This is a genomic window from Marinagarivorans sp. (genome assembly GCF_982758155.1).
Window position 1 is genome coordinate 1 of the sequence record NZ_CEXWTU010000085.1, and the last position, 19,060, is coordinate 19,060.

10 protein-coding genes and 1 CRISPR repeat array are annotated in these 19,060 nt (G+C 44.8%); of the genes, 3 read left to right on the forward strand and 7 right to left on the reverse strand.

Annotation, left to right across the window (positions count from 1 at the left end; all coding sequences use genetic code 11):
- On the reverse strand, positions 1-7,398 hold a 7,398-nt coding region (locus AC3A8L_RS10950), incomplete at its 3' end, for a thrombospondin type 3 repeat-containing protein (protein ID WP_487962293.1).
- Between the two features lie 817 nt (positions 7,399-8,215).
- On the opposite strand from AC3A8L_RS10950, the gene AC3A8L_RS10955 reads away from it, so the two are divergent.
- Positions 8,216-8,806, forward strand: coding sequence for a ComEC/Rec2 family competence protein (locus tag AC3A8L_RS10955; protein WP_487962294.1), 591 nt, complete (start codon positions 8,216-8,218; stop codon positions 8,804-8,806).
- A gap of 87 nt (positions 8,807-8,893) precedes the next feature.
- On the opposite strand, the gene AC3A8L_RS10960 is transcribed toward AC3A8L_RS10955, so the two are convergent.
- From AC3A8L_RS10960 to AC3A8L_RS10980, 5 genes are all read right to left on the reverse strand, one after another.
- Entirely contained in the window at positions 8,894-9,679 is a 786-nt protein-coding gene (locus tag AC3A8L_RS10960; RefSeq protein WP_487962295.1) for an NERD domain-containing protein, read from the reverse strand.
- Positions 9,680-9,782: 103 nt separating this feature from the next.
- Positions 9,783-10,530: direct repeats of the CRISPR family, unit length 28 nt; unit sequence TTTCTAAGCCGCCTACACGGCGGATAAC.
- Positions 10,531-10,663: 133 nt separating this feature from the next.
- Complete coding sequence (cas6f, locus tag AC3A8L_RS10965) at positions 10,664-11,242, reverse strand: type I-F CRISPR-associated endoribonuclease Cas6/Csy4 (RefSeq protein WP_487962296.1); 579 nt, start codon at positions 11,240-11,242, stop codon at positions 10,664-10,666.
- Positions 11,232-12,308 carry a type I-F CRISPR-associated protein Csy3 gene (gene csy3 / locus AC3A8L_RS10970; RefSeq protein WP_487962297.1) on the reverse strand — a complete coding sequence of 359 codons (1,077 nt, stop codon included), beginning with the start codon at positions 12,306-12,308 and terminating at the stop codon, positions 11,232-11,234. The genes cas6f and csy3 overlap by 11 nt, the downstream gene beginning before the upstream one ends.
- A gap of 14 nt (positions 12,309-12,322) precedes the next feature.
- Positions 12,323-13,120, reverse strand: a complete 798-nt coding sequence (locus tag AC3A8L_RS10975; protein WP_487962298.1) for a type I-F CRISPR-associated protein Csy2 — start codon at positions 13,118-13,120, stop codon at positions 12,323-12,325.
- On the reverse strand, positions 13,117-14,250 hold the full coding sequence (locus AC3A8L_RS10980; protein ID WP_487962299.1) for a hypothetical protein: 1,134 nt from the start codon (positions 14,248-14,250) through the stop codon (positions 13,117-13,119). The genes AC3A8L_RS10975 and AC3A8L_RS10980 overlap by 4 nt, the downstream gene beginning before the upstream one ends.
- Positions 14,251-14,392: 142 nt before the next feature.
- Between AC3A8L_RS10980 and AC3A8L_RS10985 the strand changes: the two genes are divergently transcribed.
- Positions 14,393-15,217, forward strand: coding sequence for a WYL domain-containing protein (locus AC3A8L_RS10985; RefSeq protein ID WP_487962300.1), 825 nt, complete (start codon positions 14,393-14,395; stop codon positions 15,215-15,217).
- Positions 15,210-17,987, forward strand: coding sequence for a CRISPR-associated endonuclease Cas3'' (locus AC3A8L_RS10990; RefSeq protein ID WP_487962301.1), 2,778 nt, complete (start codon positions 15,210-15,212; stop codon positions 17,985-17,987). The genes AC3A8L_RS10985 and AC3A8L_RS10990 overlap by 8 nt, the downstream gene beginning before the upstream one ends.
- Before the next feature lie 169 nt (positions 17,988-18,156).
- On the opposite strand, the gene AC3A8L_RS10995 is transcribed toward AC3A8L_RS10990, so the two are convergent.
- A complete protein-coding gene (locus tag AC3A8L_RS10995) occupies positions 18,157-18,387 on the reverse strand; it encodes a hypothetical protein (protein WP_487962302.1) in 231 nt (76 codons plus the stop codon).
- Positions 18,388-19,060 lie beyond the last annotated feature (673 nt).

Sequence of the window (19,060 nt, forward strand, 5' to 3'; positions counted from 1 at the left end):
AATTTCGAAAACATTAAGAACACTGGAACCACCTAAATCAATCACATTCGCATTAGCATTACCAACGATTCGATTTAGCCCAGTACCCAACCTAACGCTTTCAACGTTGATGAGACTATTCACCTCAAGCGAATTAATATTCGTCGCGCCTTTTGGCTCCTCAGCAAATAACGCATCAAAACCAAGGCCTCCATCAAGGTCGCCAAGCACCGCGACATTGTCATATAAATAAAAAATGTCGCTTCCGGGACCCGCATCAATTTTAGCTGTACTATCCACTGCCAAGCCAATGTAATCATCTTCATCACCTAGCGACATGGCACCAAGAGGCCCCACAACTAAATGATTATCTAGAATATTTTCTCCAACGAGTTCTCGCCCTTCCAACACAGCCAATACCGAATCTGAATTATCGACATAATTTATTATAACCACTCCCCGAGCCATTAAACCGTTTTGCGCTAGCGCCCGATAGCTAAAATGGGCTTGCCCCACAAAACCCTCATCAGGGACAAAAACAATAACGCCCTTACGGTTACCATAAATAACCTGCCCGCCAACCGCACCGAAGACACCATCCAAGTAAATGTTTTGTAGCGGCACAATCATATCGTTTTGCAAAATAACTGCCGGGTCAATGATTTTAGGTACGTTAACTGGCAAATCAAAACTATCGTCAAGTGCAACTAAAGAACCTTGATTTTCATCAACTGAAGGCGGTAAAGGAATAATAATGTCGCGATATCCCGCCTCGTGACTCTCCTGAGGATCTAAAGGGAAAGAGTAACCCAATGGATTGATAGTGGTTGTCGACAGTCGAATCCGATCAGAGGAATCTCGCCACTCGTCACCGAGGTCATCGTAATGATAATAATTAGTGACGAGTATAGAGTCTCCTTCCCCGCATTTAAATAAAAGATCCCTGCCGACTCGAACAGGATCTAAGCACATATCATCTGATTCGAAGTAGAAGCGTATATGCGCCTTTTGATTACTAATTTCTAAGGGCACAACATCATTACCGAACCCAGATGCAAAATAAAACGTGGATGAAAAATCTATTATACGAGAACCATAATTTTCTCCATCGCTGCTTAAGGACCCATGAAACACTTCATACACAGTGATAGGTTCGCGATTCCAAGTAATGTCAGAAACATAAAAAGCATCACTAAAGAACGGAATCAAGATATCATCTCCCCGCCCCCCTTCCAGCACTTCTCCTCCTATCCCTGTATAACCAGAAGAAACCAAAAGTATGCGACCGTAAGATTCCATATAACCTTCATAGGTACCCTTTTTATAAACCTCAACAATATCATTTCCATTGAAATTTTCGCGCTCACCATAGAAAGTCGAAGAATCACCTGACACATCAATCCCTGTTCTACTATCTTTATAGTTGTTACTTATATAATAATTTAGGTAGAAATTTGGTGACAAATAAGCCGATAACAAGTAATCCAGACTTCCAATATCAAAGGAGTTAAATTCCTGACCCTCCTCCAGAATGAATCCAGCCTGATTAAGATCAAGCGGCCCGAGGTACCTGCGATCAAATCCATTTACATGCAAATTCTTACTCAGCCACTCAAGAGAAAGGTGATATCGTAAAAAATTTTCTTCAACTTGCTCTACAGATGTATCCGGTGCAACCGAAATGTAGTTAAATCTTCGGGAAGTACGATTCCCAGAAGAGTTATATATAAGATCATCATGCAACCGAACGATTAAGTCCGGATTACTCCATGTAGGACTTCGAAACTCTCGAATATTATTAGTGCTGGCGTTATTAAAATTTAGAAAAAGTGTTCGACCTAACTGCCCATCAACCCTTGTATATTTTCGTGATGAATCGCAAATACACCACACTTGTTTTACACCGCTCCCCGAAAAATCAATCTTGTACGTATTGCCTGTATCTTCCACAAACACTTCATCAATGCCAGCACCAGAAATTTCAATCGTTTCCTGATCATCACCTGAGATAACTATCACATCATCAAAATCAGTCGGCAATGCGGAAAAAACGCCGTCAATTACACGAATAAACCGCCCTGAATTATCACTAGAATTTATGAGATCGACCACATCTTCGAATGAATAAGTAGCATCCGAAAAGCGCATTTCGGTGAACGGCCGCCAATTGATAAATGTGAAGACATCTAAAATTCTTATCTCATCTTGCGCACCAATCGATATAAGCAGGTCTTTATTATCAAGTGCTGGGGTGAATTGGGAAGAATTGATTGAAGATAAGTCAAAAACCACCCCCTTATCAGTTTGGTCAACATGTGCGCTTTGGCTATTGATATCAAATTGGTATGTATCTTTGCCATCTCCAATTGCGAAATGAAATACAACTTCTGTTGCCTTACCCACGTTAACCACATCATCGCCAGAGCCGGGGGTTAAATCTGAAACCTCAACATCGATTTCGTCGCTCGCTCGGCAAAGTGCAAAGTAATCATTTCCTTCAGTGCCAAGATTCAACCGATTAACGACTTCCTCGTCACCCCACTCAGTTCCATCAGACTGAAAATTGACTACAACGGACTTGATTCTAGTTTCGACAAGCGCCTCGTCTATCTGCCAGTAGTTTTTTACAACAATAGAGTCAGCTTCTTTATTAATATTAATAACAAGGTCTAGCGACGATTTTTCGCAGCGGTGAGTAACGGAAACACTTTTGGGCAAAATAGATTCACCCAGCTCAATTCTTAGCTGCCCAGAAAACGAAACCTGATCTCGACCATCACCGACGTTATATTCAAGGGTGCTGGTGTCGACAACATGTACGATATCATCGCCGCCGCCCGGCGTAATGACAGCAAGCGCATTAGCAATAATGACGTTCGCCGAATCATCGCCCGTGTAAACTTCAGGGCCAGACGGGGTGAAAATTATATTGTGAAGGTCAGATTGAGTCGCCCAATCCACCAGTGAAACCTGGTTTGAGCCAAGCTGTAAATTAAATACTACTTGCTCTCTAAATATCGCCGCCAAATAACTAAGATCAGCGTCTTCAAAGGTTATACTGTCCACCCCAGACACGTACGGAGGAGCTCCATTAAAAACTAGCGACCAGCTATCTGCGCCATTAATTTGAATTTGGACCTCTTCTTCCAAGGGCTCCACACCACGCACTACGCGTAGACTCCTAGGCGCTCCCCCTTGTAGACGAACCAAATCATCTCCATCACCTGGAATGAACTGGAAATCACCAAAAAACTCACTCCGAAGAAGATAAGTATCGTCGCCTTTACCGCCATTAATCGCAAACGGCTCGCTCATTAACGCGTATTGCTCAGCAGTCGCGTCTTTTAGCCATTGTTTATAAAAAAGACTGGGGAAATACGGGGTGTTGTCGTGCTCAAATGATGAGAGATATTGAAGAACACCATCGCTATTCGACAAATTGAAGCGCTTCCCATTACTCGCTAGAGGGTCATAATAATTATCGGTGTAGTCAAAGAAATACTCATCATCGCCATCTCCGCCGGCGATATAGTCGCCATCGCCCGGGCGTATGAAGAACACATCATTACCCGCCCCGCCAGAGACTTTCTCGTACCCGTCTGTCAAATAGAAGACATCACGATCAGGGCCTCCTTTATATAAAATCTCTCTGGCTGCAGCCCCTTCAAACACCCCCTCATCAAATTCCAATATCGGCGTAGCTTTCTGCAAATCCAGCATCCGAATAGTGTCGCCTGCCGAATAGTGAATGATCGCCCAATCTCTGGTGTCGATATCAACCCAATAAAAATCAACATCGACTTCTGAATAAGGATTTGTCGTAAATTCGTCGTCATAAACTAGAGACGGCGTCTTATACCTAACATAAACATCTTCTGGACTAATCCCCTTCCCAAAAATTAATCGAAATTCATCTGCGTAACCCACGAGCACATCATAACCATCCCCTATATCGAACTTAAACCTTTCGCCATTAAACAAAATATCATCGCCCTCACCACCTATTAGCAGATCATCGCCAGCGCCGCCATCTAGGCGATCTTTACCCGTGGTGCCATAAATGGTATCGTTCCCGCCTCGCCCCTTAGGTATCCGACCACTTAAAATATCATCCCCCCTTGTGCCAAGACCAAAAGGACTCGTAAGGAGATATGTCAATTGCGTGGTCTCAATCCCACCTTCAACTCCGCGCTGCACGACGGTAAATTCATTTTCACCAAGAACCAGATCTAGGACAACCTGATAACCACTCTCATCCGGCGACGAATCTTCTGCGAAAACCCCGTTAATGTAGACCGTTCCAGCCCCCCCTGTAACATCAAGTGTTATTAGTTCGCTTTCTTGACTTGTCGTCCTATAGCTGTGCTCAAGGGCTGTAGGCGAGGAAAATTCAAAGAGACTACCGCCTCGAGCAACAAATACCTGCAACCCTTGAACACTTGTTAAGGCAAAATTCAGACCCGCAACCACTCCGGTAAGGTTAGATGCAGCCAGAAACTTATCGCTAGCTGAATCGTATATCTGGACTGTTCCTTTCTGGTTTTTCTGCAACATCACGGCGAGAAACGAATAAGCATCCATGTCGCTAAGCGCATAAGAAACACCGATGTTATTTAGACCTGAATTTAACGTTATGCCCTTATTAAAAAGAGGACCATCAAACTCGACAGTAGATTCGATTAATGCATCAACCCAATAGCCCTCATTATTTTTTATATCAAAGTTAACACCTTGGGGAATACCTGCGAGATAATAGGCCTTGTCGTAAATACCTAAACTAGAGTTGTACCTAGAAACACCAGCTATGTTCTCATGGCCGCCCAGAAGACTCAAAATGTCATAGGCGGTAATGCCATTTACACGCACTGGATAATGAATTAAATTTTTACCCGCTAGCAATTTAAGTGTTGGCCTAGAAGGGTCTGTACCCGCTAGAATTTCGTCGATATTTTTTAGGCCGTCAAAATCATAATCTTCCAGCTCATCTCCTACCCCATCTCCGTCCGAATCAGCCAAATATGGATTACTAATAACCTGCCGCTCAAATAGATCGGATAAACCATCACCATCTGAATCATTATCGCAAGCGTTACCCACACCATCCCCATCAAGGTCATCTTGCGATGGATTCGCCACGTTAATACAGTTATCTACGGGATCACCAACGCCATCATTATCGGCATCTCCGTCTGGAGTTGCATCACATGCATCGCCAATTGAATCTCCATCTCTATCAGCCTGGGCAGGGTTCGGTGTATCAATACAATTATCAATATTATTTAGGACGCCATCATTATCGAAATCATTCTCACAAGCATCACCAACTCCATCACCATCAGCATCTAATTGACTATAACTATGTAGATCAGGGCAGTTATCATGAATATTTAAAATCCCATCTCCATCTAAATCCGCATCAGATGTATCGCAATAATCACCAAAACCATCTTGGTCATGATCTTGCTGCTCTGGGTTAAAGATATACTGGCAATTATCCAAGGCTTGCAATTCTAAAGCAGAGCGCACTAAGCCACTTAAACGACCTCCAGTATCTCTCGCAGAATATAAGGAGAGATCTTCTGATAATAAATAAAGCGGCCTTGTGCCCCACTCTTCGCCCGTGATTTTTGGCAACTGAATATCCAATGTGCCTTGATCCGTTTGAATAGCAATACTATCGCCATCCGAAACAACAGTACCAGCCAAACAATCACAACCAAACGCATCTATTACAACGGCAAAACGACCCAGCCAACCTTTTTCGTTAGCTTGCAATGCATTTGGAGTATAAATTCGCGTCGCTAGATTGTAATAACCGAGAAAAACGCTAACCGAGCTATCGGGGTCAAATTTGTAAAAACCTATCGCAGCCCTATCATCATTAACAACTCCAATAGAGCTTCCGATGAATGCATCAATTTCATCAATTAACAAAGGGATATCTGAGGGAGTCTGCTCGGGATAATGGTCATTAATGCCATCATTATCATCATCCTGATCGCAGACATCACCAACGCCATCACCGTCGGTATCTTTTTGATTTCTGTTTTCAATTTCAACGCAATTATCCGACGCATCGCCAATTGAGTCCCTGTCAGTATCGACCTGATCGGGGTTTGGAATTAGAGGTGAGTTATCCAGCGCGTCATCAACGCCATCATTGTCATCATCGTAATCACAAACATCACCCAAACCATCGAGATCGTTATCTGTTTGCTCGGGGTTGTATTTATTGCAATTGTCCCGCTGATCTTCAACTCCGTCATCGTCATCATCAATGATTGGAGTGTCTTGAGAATCTAAGGGATCTGTTCCTGCCAAAACCTCACGATAATCGCCAGCGCCATCACCATCTGTATCAGCATTTAATGGATCTGTAGGTATATCCCCATTTAACTCATTAGCATCCGATATGCCGTCCCGATCGGTATCCGAATTACTGGGAGACAACCCAAGAAGCAACTCTTCGCCATCGTCAATGCCATCACCATCAGAATCTGAACGGTTAGGGTCTGTACCCAAATCAATTTCCGCACTATTGGCAATACCGTCCGCATCATTATCCAAATTAGCATCAATCGGATTCTCGCTATTTAGTCCATACTGCGCCTCAAGCGAATCGCTAATACCATCGCCGTCACTATCTTTGGGCTGAGTTAATTCGAGAGGCGCCCCACCCAAGATATGCAACACGCCACTACCAGTATTAACTGGGATTTGCCCATCAAAATAAGCCTCACCGTTGCTTCCTCCTAGCACACGAATATTGACTATTTCGCCCCCAGCAAAATGATGCCTGGAGTTAGATCCAGCAGAATAAATATTAGTAAGGTTAAGAGCCGCGGTACTATCAATAAAACCATCACCAACAACATATGAAATCGGGTATTTCATACCGGGGACAGTCAGCAAAACTAAACTCCCCGCTGCGGGGTCATTACCGCCCACAGAAACGGATAGCGCCACACTATCATTGCTTTGAGGAATACTATGCTCAAGTGTCACAACCGAGGGTAAAGCACCGCCAAGAGGAAAATAAGCAGTGTCGCCGCCTACTGAAACGACTGATAAACGGTAAAAATAAGGGGTACTAGGCTGTAGCCCAGCCACTCTTACACGCATAACACCCGCAGCCGCTGAAAGCCCGCTTAATGTCAAGCTGCCTTGAGAGTTGTAACTAGGATAAATCGTGATCCCAGAAACCTCTCTATTACCTTGAACATCAGAATATAACTCTATATTTGGGGAGGTATTAGCATCACCGACCCAATTAATCGTGAACGAGGTTGGCGACACATCCGTCACACTCAACTCACCATAAGTTAACCCAACAGCATGGTATGAATATGCAGAAAGCAAAACAAAAAGGAGAATTAATCCAGTGAATTTACGAGAGAGGCAACCCAAATAAGAAACCATAATAAACCTGATATTTCAATTTTTAAGCAGTTCAAAAAATGAACACACATAACAAGACATGCAGCAACCGTAAACCACATGAATTGAGGATGAATATGAGCAGAAAGGGAGCAATAAGATGGACAAGAAGTCCAGAATATAAATATCAAGTTCCCTTTGACTATTCATGTAGTTAAATTTCGGAGATTACCGACACTGAGAATAATCGATCAAACATTCAGCCAACCCATATCAACTTCCGATGATTCAATAGGGTTAACGAATTAAAAAGTATTATGTCAAAATTATATTACAACCCCTAACTAAATACAATTAAGCTTTTTGAACGATCCCCAAAAAAGTACCGGAAACTGCGAAACTCCCCCTCACATCAAGGCAACATTGAAGGCTAAAGATACCAAGTAGCATCTTAATTACACTTCAGTGACACCACAAAGGCTTATTGCCAGAGATTTTCGCCAAGTTGAATTCAGCGCCTCGGATTTCAGTGTCGCGAATGACAACTCACACTCGACATAAATAATATTTAGTCAACCCTAAAAAGTCGAAGCATTTCAAACGCACTGAAGCCCTTTGTTTGAGAGCACCCCCATCAGGTTGGCGCAAAAAAATCAGCTCAGTGTCTGAACAATTCATTTCCTGAAATTTATGGGATCAAGGCGATAGTGGAAAGCGTTCAATACTCACAGGCAGTGGAAACCCTACAGTGTACTCTAAGTATATTCAGTTTAGCCAAGCTGCGGGGGGATCGCGCACTGAAGTTTCACCGGGCACAGTGTATCGTTCATGCTGCGGTTCTCCGCTTGAAATAACAGTTGTGTCAGCACGAGGTGACACTATTGGTAGTCGCCATGATCAAAATCTTGATCCAAGCGGACAGGGTCATGGTTTTAACGAAAATCCGGGCTCAATTGCACTCTTAATTAGCTATGGAAATTTTCAATTTTACACTGCTGGAGATCAGACCAGTGATGATTGGAAACATGAGCCAGATACCGAAATTTCCACAGTTGCAGCGGCTTCGTTAAACCCCGATGGATCAGACCGAGTCGATTTACTCAAAGTTAGTCATCATGGAAGTGATACCTCCACGGGAAAAGATTTTATTGATGCAATATCTCCAAAGGTCAGTGTTATTTCTACAAAATACACAGGCAACCACAAGCTACCTAAAAAACTTACTCTTTTTACGCTGACAGATTCGGGTTCCGATGTATTAATTACAGGTAACGGGAGGGGGGCCAACGACGAGTTCGCTGACTCTAAGAATTCAGCTGATGATGATGTCGCGCTAAATCTTAGTAAGGTTTTCAATGAGCAAGGCGATGTTGTTATTTCTGTTTATAATAGCGGTGAGCTCTTCCGTGTTCGAGGTAATAGCTACGACCGGACATTTGACACGCATTGATATTCGAATAAGTGCTCATATTCGTCGGCATCATCAATGATACCGTCTCCATGCTCCCCTACCCTTTGGCTTTGCTTAACTTGCGTCTCAAAGAGATTTCAACACCCCCCTGCATTTAGGAAATGAAGAGCATCCCCAAAATTTCTGACCCACTTTAGCCCCCTTTTTTGACTCTCGAATAACCATTTCTGACCCGCATTTGGGGCAACCACTTTTAGGTTCTGGCTTCTCTTTAGATTCGATGATAGTTCTGACATGGGCAATATGTTCTTTATTCGTAGAGAGCCCTCGCCGAAGTCTTCCTGACTCGATCTCCCTGACTGCATCGCTAACTTGAGACGCTGTCAAAATCTTAGTTTTTTTCGATTTTATATATTCTATGCACCCCCGTGCATAGGTAACGTTTTCAGGCAACTCGGTTTTAAAAGTGCTATCACCAATAAAAACAACAACTGAATAGGTAGAGTCAGGCGCAAGATTAAGGATTTTTTCAAGCGTTTTGGTGTGTTTATAGTTCTGATGAAGCGGATTCTGAAACTTACTTGTATGCCTATATATTTTTTGCGTCCAAGTTTTTTGGTTAGGCGATCCATAGATCCACCCCTTCATGTTTTTAGTCTCAATAACAAAAATCCCATAATTTGAAACTAAAATATGGTCAATTTGCGTAGTGCCTTCGTCGGTGCACAATGTGACATCTTTTATTAGACGATACTCATCTTTAGATAAATACAATTTGAGCAACATATTGACTTGAAATTCACCACAAATACCTTTAAACCAAGGACTCTTCACTAATCCAATAAGAATAAAGAAGGGTATTAAATACCAAAGCGAACTGTAAATTTGGCTTATAAATGGAGAAAAATTCATATTATTGCCTACTAATTATCATTGCCTTTAGCTAATGCCTGCTGGTCATCGTTCAGGGACTTTAACCTACCGCCACCATAATTACCTGTCTAGCGCTCGCACCTTTCTAAGCCGCCTACACGGCGGATAACATCAATGTCCTGTGTGCAAAACTGACTTCAAATTTCTAAACCGCCTACACGGCGGATAACATAACGATCGCTCTGATCGCTTACCTTTTAAATTTCTAAGCCGCCTACACGGCGGATAACGGTAACTCGCAAATGATGCAACAGAAAAGCGTTTTCTAAGCCGCCTACACGGCGGATAACCGCCCATGGATAGCCCGGTGGGCATTTGTAACTTTCTAAGCCGCCTACACGGCGGATAACTATTCGTATCGAGAAGTTGTGCTTCTGTGATTTTTCTAAGCCGCCTACACGGCGGATAACGTTACGCCGCCAATTACATACTCAGTAACAGATTTCTAAGCCGCCTACACGGCGGATAACTTAATGCGCGGGTATTTAGGCAGGGTGTGAAATTTCTAAGCCGCCTACACGGCGGATAACAATAACACCGAGCAGCGAAGAACCACCACGCTTTTCTAAGCCGCCTACACGGCGGATAACTTACGGCCCTTAATGATAGCGGCCGGCTATATTTTCTAAGCCGCCTACACGGCGGATAACGCGTCTACCGGTAGCTACCCTGCAGGCTCGACTTTCTAAGCCGCCTACACGGCGGATAACGGCCTCGCGATGATAAACCCCTTGTGCAAAATTTTCTAAGCCGCCTACACGGCGGATAACATAAAAAGAAAGAATGCCCTGATGGTCTTGTTTTTCTAAGCCGCCTACACGGCGGATAACTAGTAGAGATAACTATTTTTTCCTTTAAAAACAGTATATTCGCTCAACTATCTAAATTTAGCCTTTATTTTAACAACGATTCTACCCTACTGATTTTAAAGGCTTTTTTATTACGACCAAAATAAAGGGTTATTTAGGGTAGTTGAGGCACCGAAAAAGACCGAGAGGTTACGCTCAATCCATAGCTGTCCGGCTCAATCGATTGGGCACCACAAGCCTCCCCCGCCAAAGGCTCAACATATAATGAAAACCCATGCTTATTAGAGCCGCTCGTAAGTACAAAATACGGTAGCCGATGATCTTCAGCGTAGGCCATTCTACGCGCTCGCAGCATCCCGTTATCGTCACCCCCTTTTCGATCAGCATTCTTATTACTAGGTCGATAACGCCGGTATTCCACCCAAGGGCCACAAAAGTCTGCGGGAACTTCATTGGTAGTTTTTATCGTGCAATAGTCACGAAATAGGTAGTGACTCTTAACAGCGTTGCAAAGCCCCAGCAAGTCATCCGCTGAGGAAGAAAAAATTCTAAGCGTATTGCCAGAAGAAGATTTTTTGCCGGGCAAACACTGCGGTAGCGCTAGGGCAAACACCCCCGAATTTCGCTTGAATGCGGCATGAAGAATAGGCATAACCTGATTAGCAACAACCTGAGTCGTTATGTCGGCTGCCTCACCATTCATGACAATATCAACATAGGCTTTAAGCGGCATTCTTATCTCCAACTGAATACACGCCCCCACGAATGAGACATGCAATAATAAACATCCCCTCTGATGACTGTGGATCCAACTCGTTAAGTGATTTTAGAATTTCAAATGAAGAAGCTTTTTTCTGGCGAAAAAATGTTTGAAATTCAAGATTGGCGCCCATGGGCTCGACCGCAATGGGTGTTGGCGTGGAGACCTCACTAGGATACCAAGTATCGAGTGTCCGTAAGGCGTTACCAATTTTTTGGTCGCGAATAGCGGCATAGCCCATAATTTTTATTGCTGCACCTTCACTCAGTGGATTAATGTCCAATGCCGGGTGGGCGTACAAGCTACGAGAAAATCCCTTTGGTTTACTTTCTACGTAATTTTGCGAAGGAAAAACCTCAATGGCACCGGCACCACGCAATTTAACGGAGGCTACAATTTTGATGTGATCACGGGTCTCCCCGGTTAAACCTTTCGCTAAAAAATCCCCTAACGCTATCTCTGCCGGACAATAGCTATCAAAGTCGGATAACGGTAGATCAAAAGCATTATCCTGCTTCACCAGTAAAGTATTCTCATGGAACACTTCAATACTTATCGCTGCAGCAGATAATCTATTACGAAACAACCACCTACCATTCAAGACATTACGCGCATAGCGACGAGCAACCTCAGTCACGCCCGGACTCGACTTTGCTCTATCAACAAAAGCAACAACACTCGCACGATAATTACTTGCTAACTCGGGGTCATCTTTCTTACTTGGCGCAATAGAATGTAGCGCTGTCGATAAGTCGAGTAGTGACAAGGTAAACTCAACTTGCATACCGGTTGCATCTGATGAAAGTTTGGCGGTATCGGTGACCTGCAAGTTCCGCACCTCAGTGGACTCGACCGACTGCGAACTTTCACCGCTGTCTTTTCCCGACTTCATAACATTCTGGGTCCCCATAATGCCGTGCCGCTGCACTAATACGGGGGTGGATCGTTCTCCATTGACTTCGTTGTACATGACTGCATCAGAAATGACACATGAACGTTGAAAAGAGCTTACGCCAGGTAGTTTTTTAAAAGTTTCCATGAATCACCTATGTATTATGTATTGTCTTGAGTGAGTAAAAAAAGCGTGTCTGTTGGCCAAGAAAAATGCCAGAAAGGAATGTGCTTATGTGTTTTTTCATAGTCGTTACGGGATACAAATTGCGTTAATCCCAGTAAGGGCTCGCTAAAGAAGTGCGAATGCCCTCCCCTCACTTGCTCTCGCTGAGCCACCTCGGTAATACCGGCATACCCAACGCATGTAACTGTCAGCCATGAGTGATAATCCTCTGCGGCGGAGCTACGACTTAATAGGTGGTTCATTCGAGCAATGCGGTCATCGGCGTTCACCATCAGGTCACGTCGGTCTAGTAACCAAAACCCCGTAGGCAGTGATTTTAAGCTGGCGTCGGGGTCGATTAATCGGGGTTTACCGTGCTTGATGATCTGCCCCCCCGCAAACCGTCCACCATGTAGAAATTTCTCAAGTATTTCTAAGTCAATTTCAGCGTCCTCATCCAATTTAAGAATGAGTGAAAGGGTAAGGTGGCAAGATGCCGTAGGCTGTAGCGATAAAGAGTGTTTATTGGTGCTGGCATAATCATCCTTATCTATAAACGAAGCACCGCGACGTTGCTGCGGCTGAAAATGCTGTTTTTCGAAATTTTCACCCAAGATTTGAGCATTATGATGGAGGTAGGCTACCCCCAGAACGGCCTCACATAAACAACGAGAGATAGTATGCCCAAAAAGTACCGCAGCGCTGATCGGAGCTGCATTAATAGTTTGACCACTGGCGGCGGCATTGGCCGCACTGACATACATGCGGGGAATTAATAAATAGGTATAACTCATACTAGAACCCCTTCAATGTACGAAGCGATAGCATTAACGGCGCTCTCATTAAAGCCTAAAGTAGAGTCATCGTGGAATGTAAAAGTGGCAATCGCCCAAGCCATTATATTGGCCGCTTCTTTGGCCCACACCCTATCTCTGCACCGGTGATCTAATAGCCCTTTTTGTACGGTGTCTAATGCATCATTAACCAGTGGCATCCCTTCATTCGGTAAACAGGCGGCATTATCCAGCAGCACATTCTCATTCAACTTTGCACGGCGCAGTAGTGCATTGGTAATGCTTGTTAAGTGACCCTCTTCGGTATCTCTATCCGCTTTACGGCTCAGTGCATATCCATGCTTGAGCAGTGTTGTGGTTCGCCAGTCTTTATAGGCTTCCATTGCCGCTTTATTCAGTGAAATCGGCATACCGGTGTAATACAGTGAGAATGCAGTTTTTACCGCAGCGCTTTCAGTCGGCGCCGAGAAGAACAAGGGGCTTTGCATGTAGCGTACAAGACTGCCTGCGTTTTGAGGGTTGCTGCCGCCATACCCCATTTCTGCTCGACGAATGTTGCGGGCAATTTTGTTATTAAGTGACAACGTATCATCAGGAGCATCAACAGCAAGACGAATGTCTTTGTTCGTTTGACTGACATGTTCGTTTATCAATTTACTGACGCCTGCGGCAGGTAACGGCGTAGTTACCTGATAGTCTTCATGCCCTTCGTTCAGCGGAAGAAATATTTGCTTTAAGCGTGGAGAGACGATGTGCGTGTTTTTCTCAAAGTGCGATTGAGTTGCGTCGCGGTAAGTTATTTGTATCTCGTGAGCGTTGGCAACAGACTCTTTATCATCTACTCCCTTGGATAACCGGTAGTGTTTAAATACCGTGGCGGAAGGGGGTGATTTCTCTTGCTTACTATAATCGCACTCAATAGCTGTACCTTGGCTTTGTAATGTTTGAGCGCTGATGTAAGGCAAGTCTAATACCTGATCTGGACTGAGTCTTACACCACCCTCACTCGCATTCGTATTAACGGCTTTGAATGAAAAATGCACCGCATTCGAAAAGGTTTCTTGGTATTCCTCTTGAGTGAACGGTGGCAGCACCGCCAGGGGGGCTGGACTGGTTTTTTTCTTTGCCATGGTCTCTTTTCCATTAACGTGTTTACAGTTACCATGGTGAAATCAAAGAGGTAAAGCAACCAATAAAAGATACGAAAGTCGTATGTTTTACTTCATTTTATTAAAATCATACGAAACTCGTGGGTTTTGTGGGAGAAATATTTTGAGTGTTGAGCGCGTTCAGCGAGCGGTATTAAACTTCGTGTTAATGCGGGCGTTTAGACGAGGAATTGTTAAACGAAATGATCTCTTAAGGGCTTTTGAGGGCTTGATCAGCGAAACTCGGGCTTCGGAATTACTGAGCGCTGCCGTCGGTAAAAACCCCAAGCTTTTAGAAAGGAAAGGTTATTCTGTCATTCCTAAAATCGGTGCCCCTATGCCCAGTTTGGCGTCGGAAGAGCAATTAATGACAGCGATATTTTCAGGGAATGATGCCTTTGCTGATATCGGTCTGTGTGAGCATGAATTACCGAGACAGCGTGTTGAATGGACAAACAACCACCCTAAGTCCCCATCTATTTTTGCTTCGTTAACACACGCTATCACGACCCAAACACCCTTACTCATTCATTACGTTACGCTCAAACGTGGTGATCGAGGCGCAAGGCGATCCATATTCCCTGTTGGCTTACAACGCGTTGGTGATCAATGGCGGCTAGTAGCGTATGACCTGGATCGAACCCCGCCTGCGCAGCGTGCTTTTGTTTTGTCGCGGATTGTCGATGCGGCGCCTTCGGCTGCCAAGGTGCCCAAATCGATTAAACACTTTAGCTTTAATGCCGCGCAGCCTGTTGAGGCCCAGCTCCACCCGGATTTCACCGAGGAGCAACGTAGCGTGCTTGAGCATGAGCTCAGCATTTTTAATGAACACCGCATTATGCCACCGAGCGAAGAGTTTGAATTTTTACGACGCTACAGTGAAATCGAGGCAAGTCGTGACGCCGTGTGGCCTGTCATTGTAAGGAATAAGGTGGATAAAAATGGATAAAGTACACGCAGGTGACCTTCAATCACTGCTTGCGGGAACATCGGGCTTAACGCATGACTTAGGCAAAGCCACCCTGCTCTTTCAAGAAAAACTTCTCAATCCCGACTTCCCCATAAAAGACCCCATACGCCATGAGTGGGTGAGCTTACTGGTATTGGATGCGCTATTTCGTGAGGACTCGATTGCCGAGGCCTTTGAAGGCTTGCCGGCTCTGCCTCAGTCCCACGCAATCCCCTTTAATAAAGCCCGCGGGATTTATCACCCCAAAGATATCCTGCGCTTTATCGTCTCGACACATCATGGGTTATTCGGACCCAGGCTCGAAGGCAGCTATAAAAAAAGCAAGGCGCTGGCCGTTGATAGCAGTAAGCATGTCCGCAAGGTGGATAATCACCCCCTTAATAATCATCGCGATAAGTACTTAGCCTTAGCAGCGCCTTTTGATGAAGATGTGGTCCAGGGCGTGGCAGATCTGCTATCCAAGGTAAAACACATCGAACCACGCCTTACGCCTTACGATGCGAAAGCTTTGGCCATAGTGATACGTGCCGCATTGATATTAGCTGACCACACAGTATCAAGCCGTAGTACACGACACGAAACGGCTCGATTAGCGGCTAACCCCATACACAATGAGTTAAAGGGGGGGCGTCGCATACCAAGGCAAGACTTAAATTACCACCTGAAAGAGGCTGGCCTGCTCTCGCAGACCTATAGCCAGAAGATTCGGGAATACATTTGGCCAGGACTCCATGACAGCGTCATTTGTGGGATGACTGCCGAATCAGGTCCCGGTCGCTTCGCTTGGCAAGATCATGCCTGCAAATCAATGACGCAACTGCGCACGCACATTAAGGGGCCCGTACTGGTATTAAATGTTGCCGGTACAGGATGCGGTAAGACTCGAATGAATGCCAAGGCCCTTGCCATTCTCAATCGACGTCAGGCATTACGGTTTTCAACGGCATTAAACTTACGGACACTAACGCTACAGACCGGCACGGCGTATCAAACAGAGCTGAATATCCCAAAGAATGATTTGCAGTGCATTATTGGGGATAAGGAAGTTCGCGCGCTGTATAAGTATCAGTGCGCTAAAGGTGAGCCGAAGCCTCACAATACCGATGAAAATGGCATTGAGACGATCTTTGAGGGAAGTAATACGACGACGGATATTCCCCCATGGCTAGATGAGTACAGCCAGATGACAGGAGGACAAGGTTCCATTATCTCCCCCGCTGTTTTGGTCTCAACAATCGACTTCTTGATTGCTGCTGGCGACCCAACTCGACAAGGCCATCATGGGGCGGCAATTATGCGTATTGCTAATAGTGACTTAATACTGGATGAGATTGATGATTACGATTCAGAAGCCTTTGTTGCCGTATTACGTCTGGTTGAAATAGCAGCCATGCTAGGCGCCAATATCGTTGCTTCTTCAGCAACACTCCCAACACCGATGGCTGATGCATTAATGCGCGCTTTCATGAAGGGCGCACAAGCAGGCAAGAGCCTCAATATGGGGGTCAGCATTGAGGGGGAAATGCCAGCGATTATGATGATTGACGAGGTGCGTGATCCCGCTGTGATACTGACAGCTACTTTAGATTACTCTCCCCAATATCGAGCCTTTGTGAAACGTGACGATTCGCTTGCCATTAAGGCTGTCACAAAGAAACCGCGATTGATTGAGCTGGAAGAAATCTCACCGAATGGCTTTAAGCGTTCGGTACTGAACAGTATTAATAAACTTCACAATGAGCACCGCTGGGAATATAGCGAATCGGGAAAAGCTATTTCAATAGGCCTGGTTCGCTGTGCAAATATTCAGACAGCCATCGAACTGGCGGGCTTCTTAGCAAGCGCCCTGCCAGATGACCTTATTGCGACTTATCATGCTCGGGACTTTAGAGTACAGCGCCACAGAAAAGAAGCGATTTTGGATGTGATATTAAATCGCAAGGATGGCAACACTAACCTAGAGGCATCGCCTTACATACAAGCCCTTGTTGGCCAAGCCACCACACAGAACCTTAAGCTGATTGTCATCGCGACACCCGTAGAGGAAGTTGGGCGAGATCACGATTTTGACTGGGGGGTAATCGAGCCATCAAGTGTTCGCTCTATTGTGCAATCATCCGGGCGCATCAATCGCCACCGATTAATCCCTGTGAGCGAGGCGAATATTCACATCCTCAATTACAATTACCGCGCATGCTCTGGTAAAACACCGATTTTTAGCCGGCCAGGCTATGAACCCAGCCGGGGGTGGGACGAGCACAATCTTAAATATTTATTGCCATGGGAGAGCATTACTGAGATTAGCGCACAGCTACGCTTTAATGATCATCGATTGTGTCTGCTAGAAAATGACGCGATTAATGAGGTTATTCAAGACCCGGTGAGCAAGCTTCTGCTTGAAAAGCCCAATAAATTATTGGAGTGGACGGCAGAGCGTTTTTACCGGGGATTCCCACTTCGTTCTTTCAATAGCAGCGATACATGGCGCTATAACGTTGAAGCGGGCGTGTTCGAGATGCTAGAAAAAGGGCCACTGGGTGAGGATTTTGTCGCACGTGATAGCCTTATTCAGCGAGTCGAAACCCCTGTGAATACCTGGTTGAACTGGTCAATCGAAGAGAATATAAAGTTTTCTTCTGATGTGGGTATTGAACTGCTCAAGGCGTTTGAATTCACAACCCCACGATATGGGAATAAAGAGGCCAAGCCCGCTGGTCATATGTATAGTTTAGGCTTCGGGTTTATGTGATTTTCATAAGAGCGCATTCAAAAATATATCCCAATCAGAGCTAAGCAATTCTGACTGCCGAAAAAACGTTTCGTAAACAACGGAAACATCTAGCATTTCGAGTAGTGCCTTTAGTGAATACTGTAGACAGTTTTCATGAGGCAATAATCCCGAAATCACTCAACTCTTCTTACAACTTAGATACTTTAATCGATTTCAGGTTTAAACCTAACTCGTCAAAAACTCTTGAGAGCAAGTGCTGGTTGGACTTTCGCCGTTTCCAGCTCACAATCGATATAACCGTTTTTCCTGCCGTTTGTTTTTTATCTCTACCCTCAATTTTGAGTAGATTAAGGGCTGCTAATGATGAATTAACCTGATTATCGATGGCTTCTGAAGTGCGTGATTGGCAATGAGTCAAGCCTGTGTGCTGCTTAGCATCTCGGAATAAAAATTAAATTTAGTCTTAGGGGCGGGGCAATAATAGTTTGTCCAATTAGACGAGGGCGCCTGTTTTCTCAACAAGGCGCTCAAAGGGGCGCATGCCGGGGCATGTAACGCTTTGAGCAACGCGGTTGAGGAGGCGGGAGGCAAGTATTATTGGATAAAGTATTTTTTCCTCGGCCCTTATAATACGATAGTATTTTTGACACATTTAAAGATGTATCTGTCGAGAATAATATTGCCCTTGTCGATACCCTTAAGTCTGACGATCGAATAATCACTATACGCATCTCTCGCTTCAATGAAACGCTGCAAACAATAGCACTGTATTGTCAACACCAACCCAAAGACCGATGCGAATAATGGTCTTTTCCCATTCTTTTGTAAGCCGCTGCACAATGCTGCGGCACTCATTGCTGCAACCCTTGATGTCGAGCTTAGCCAAAGCCTCCTAAACCGGCATGCCCATCGACTTCACGCTCGACAGTTAGGCCACGGCAGCCCCAAACGAATCGGCACTACATGCAGAAGCTCTTCATCGTGAAGTAACGGGGCACGATATCCTTAAGCGTCGACCCTCTTGGCGTGGAAGCACAGCGGTGTTTTTCAAGGTAGTTGTCACTCTTTGCTTACAATTTTTCAGCTTTTTC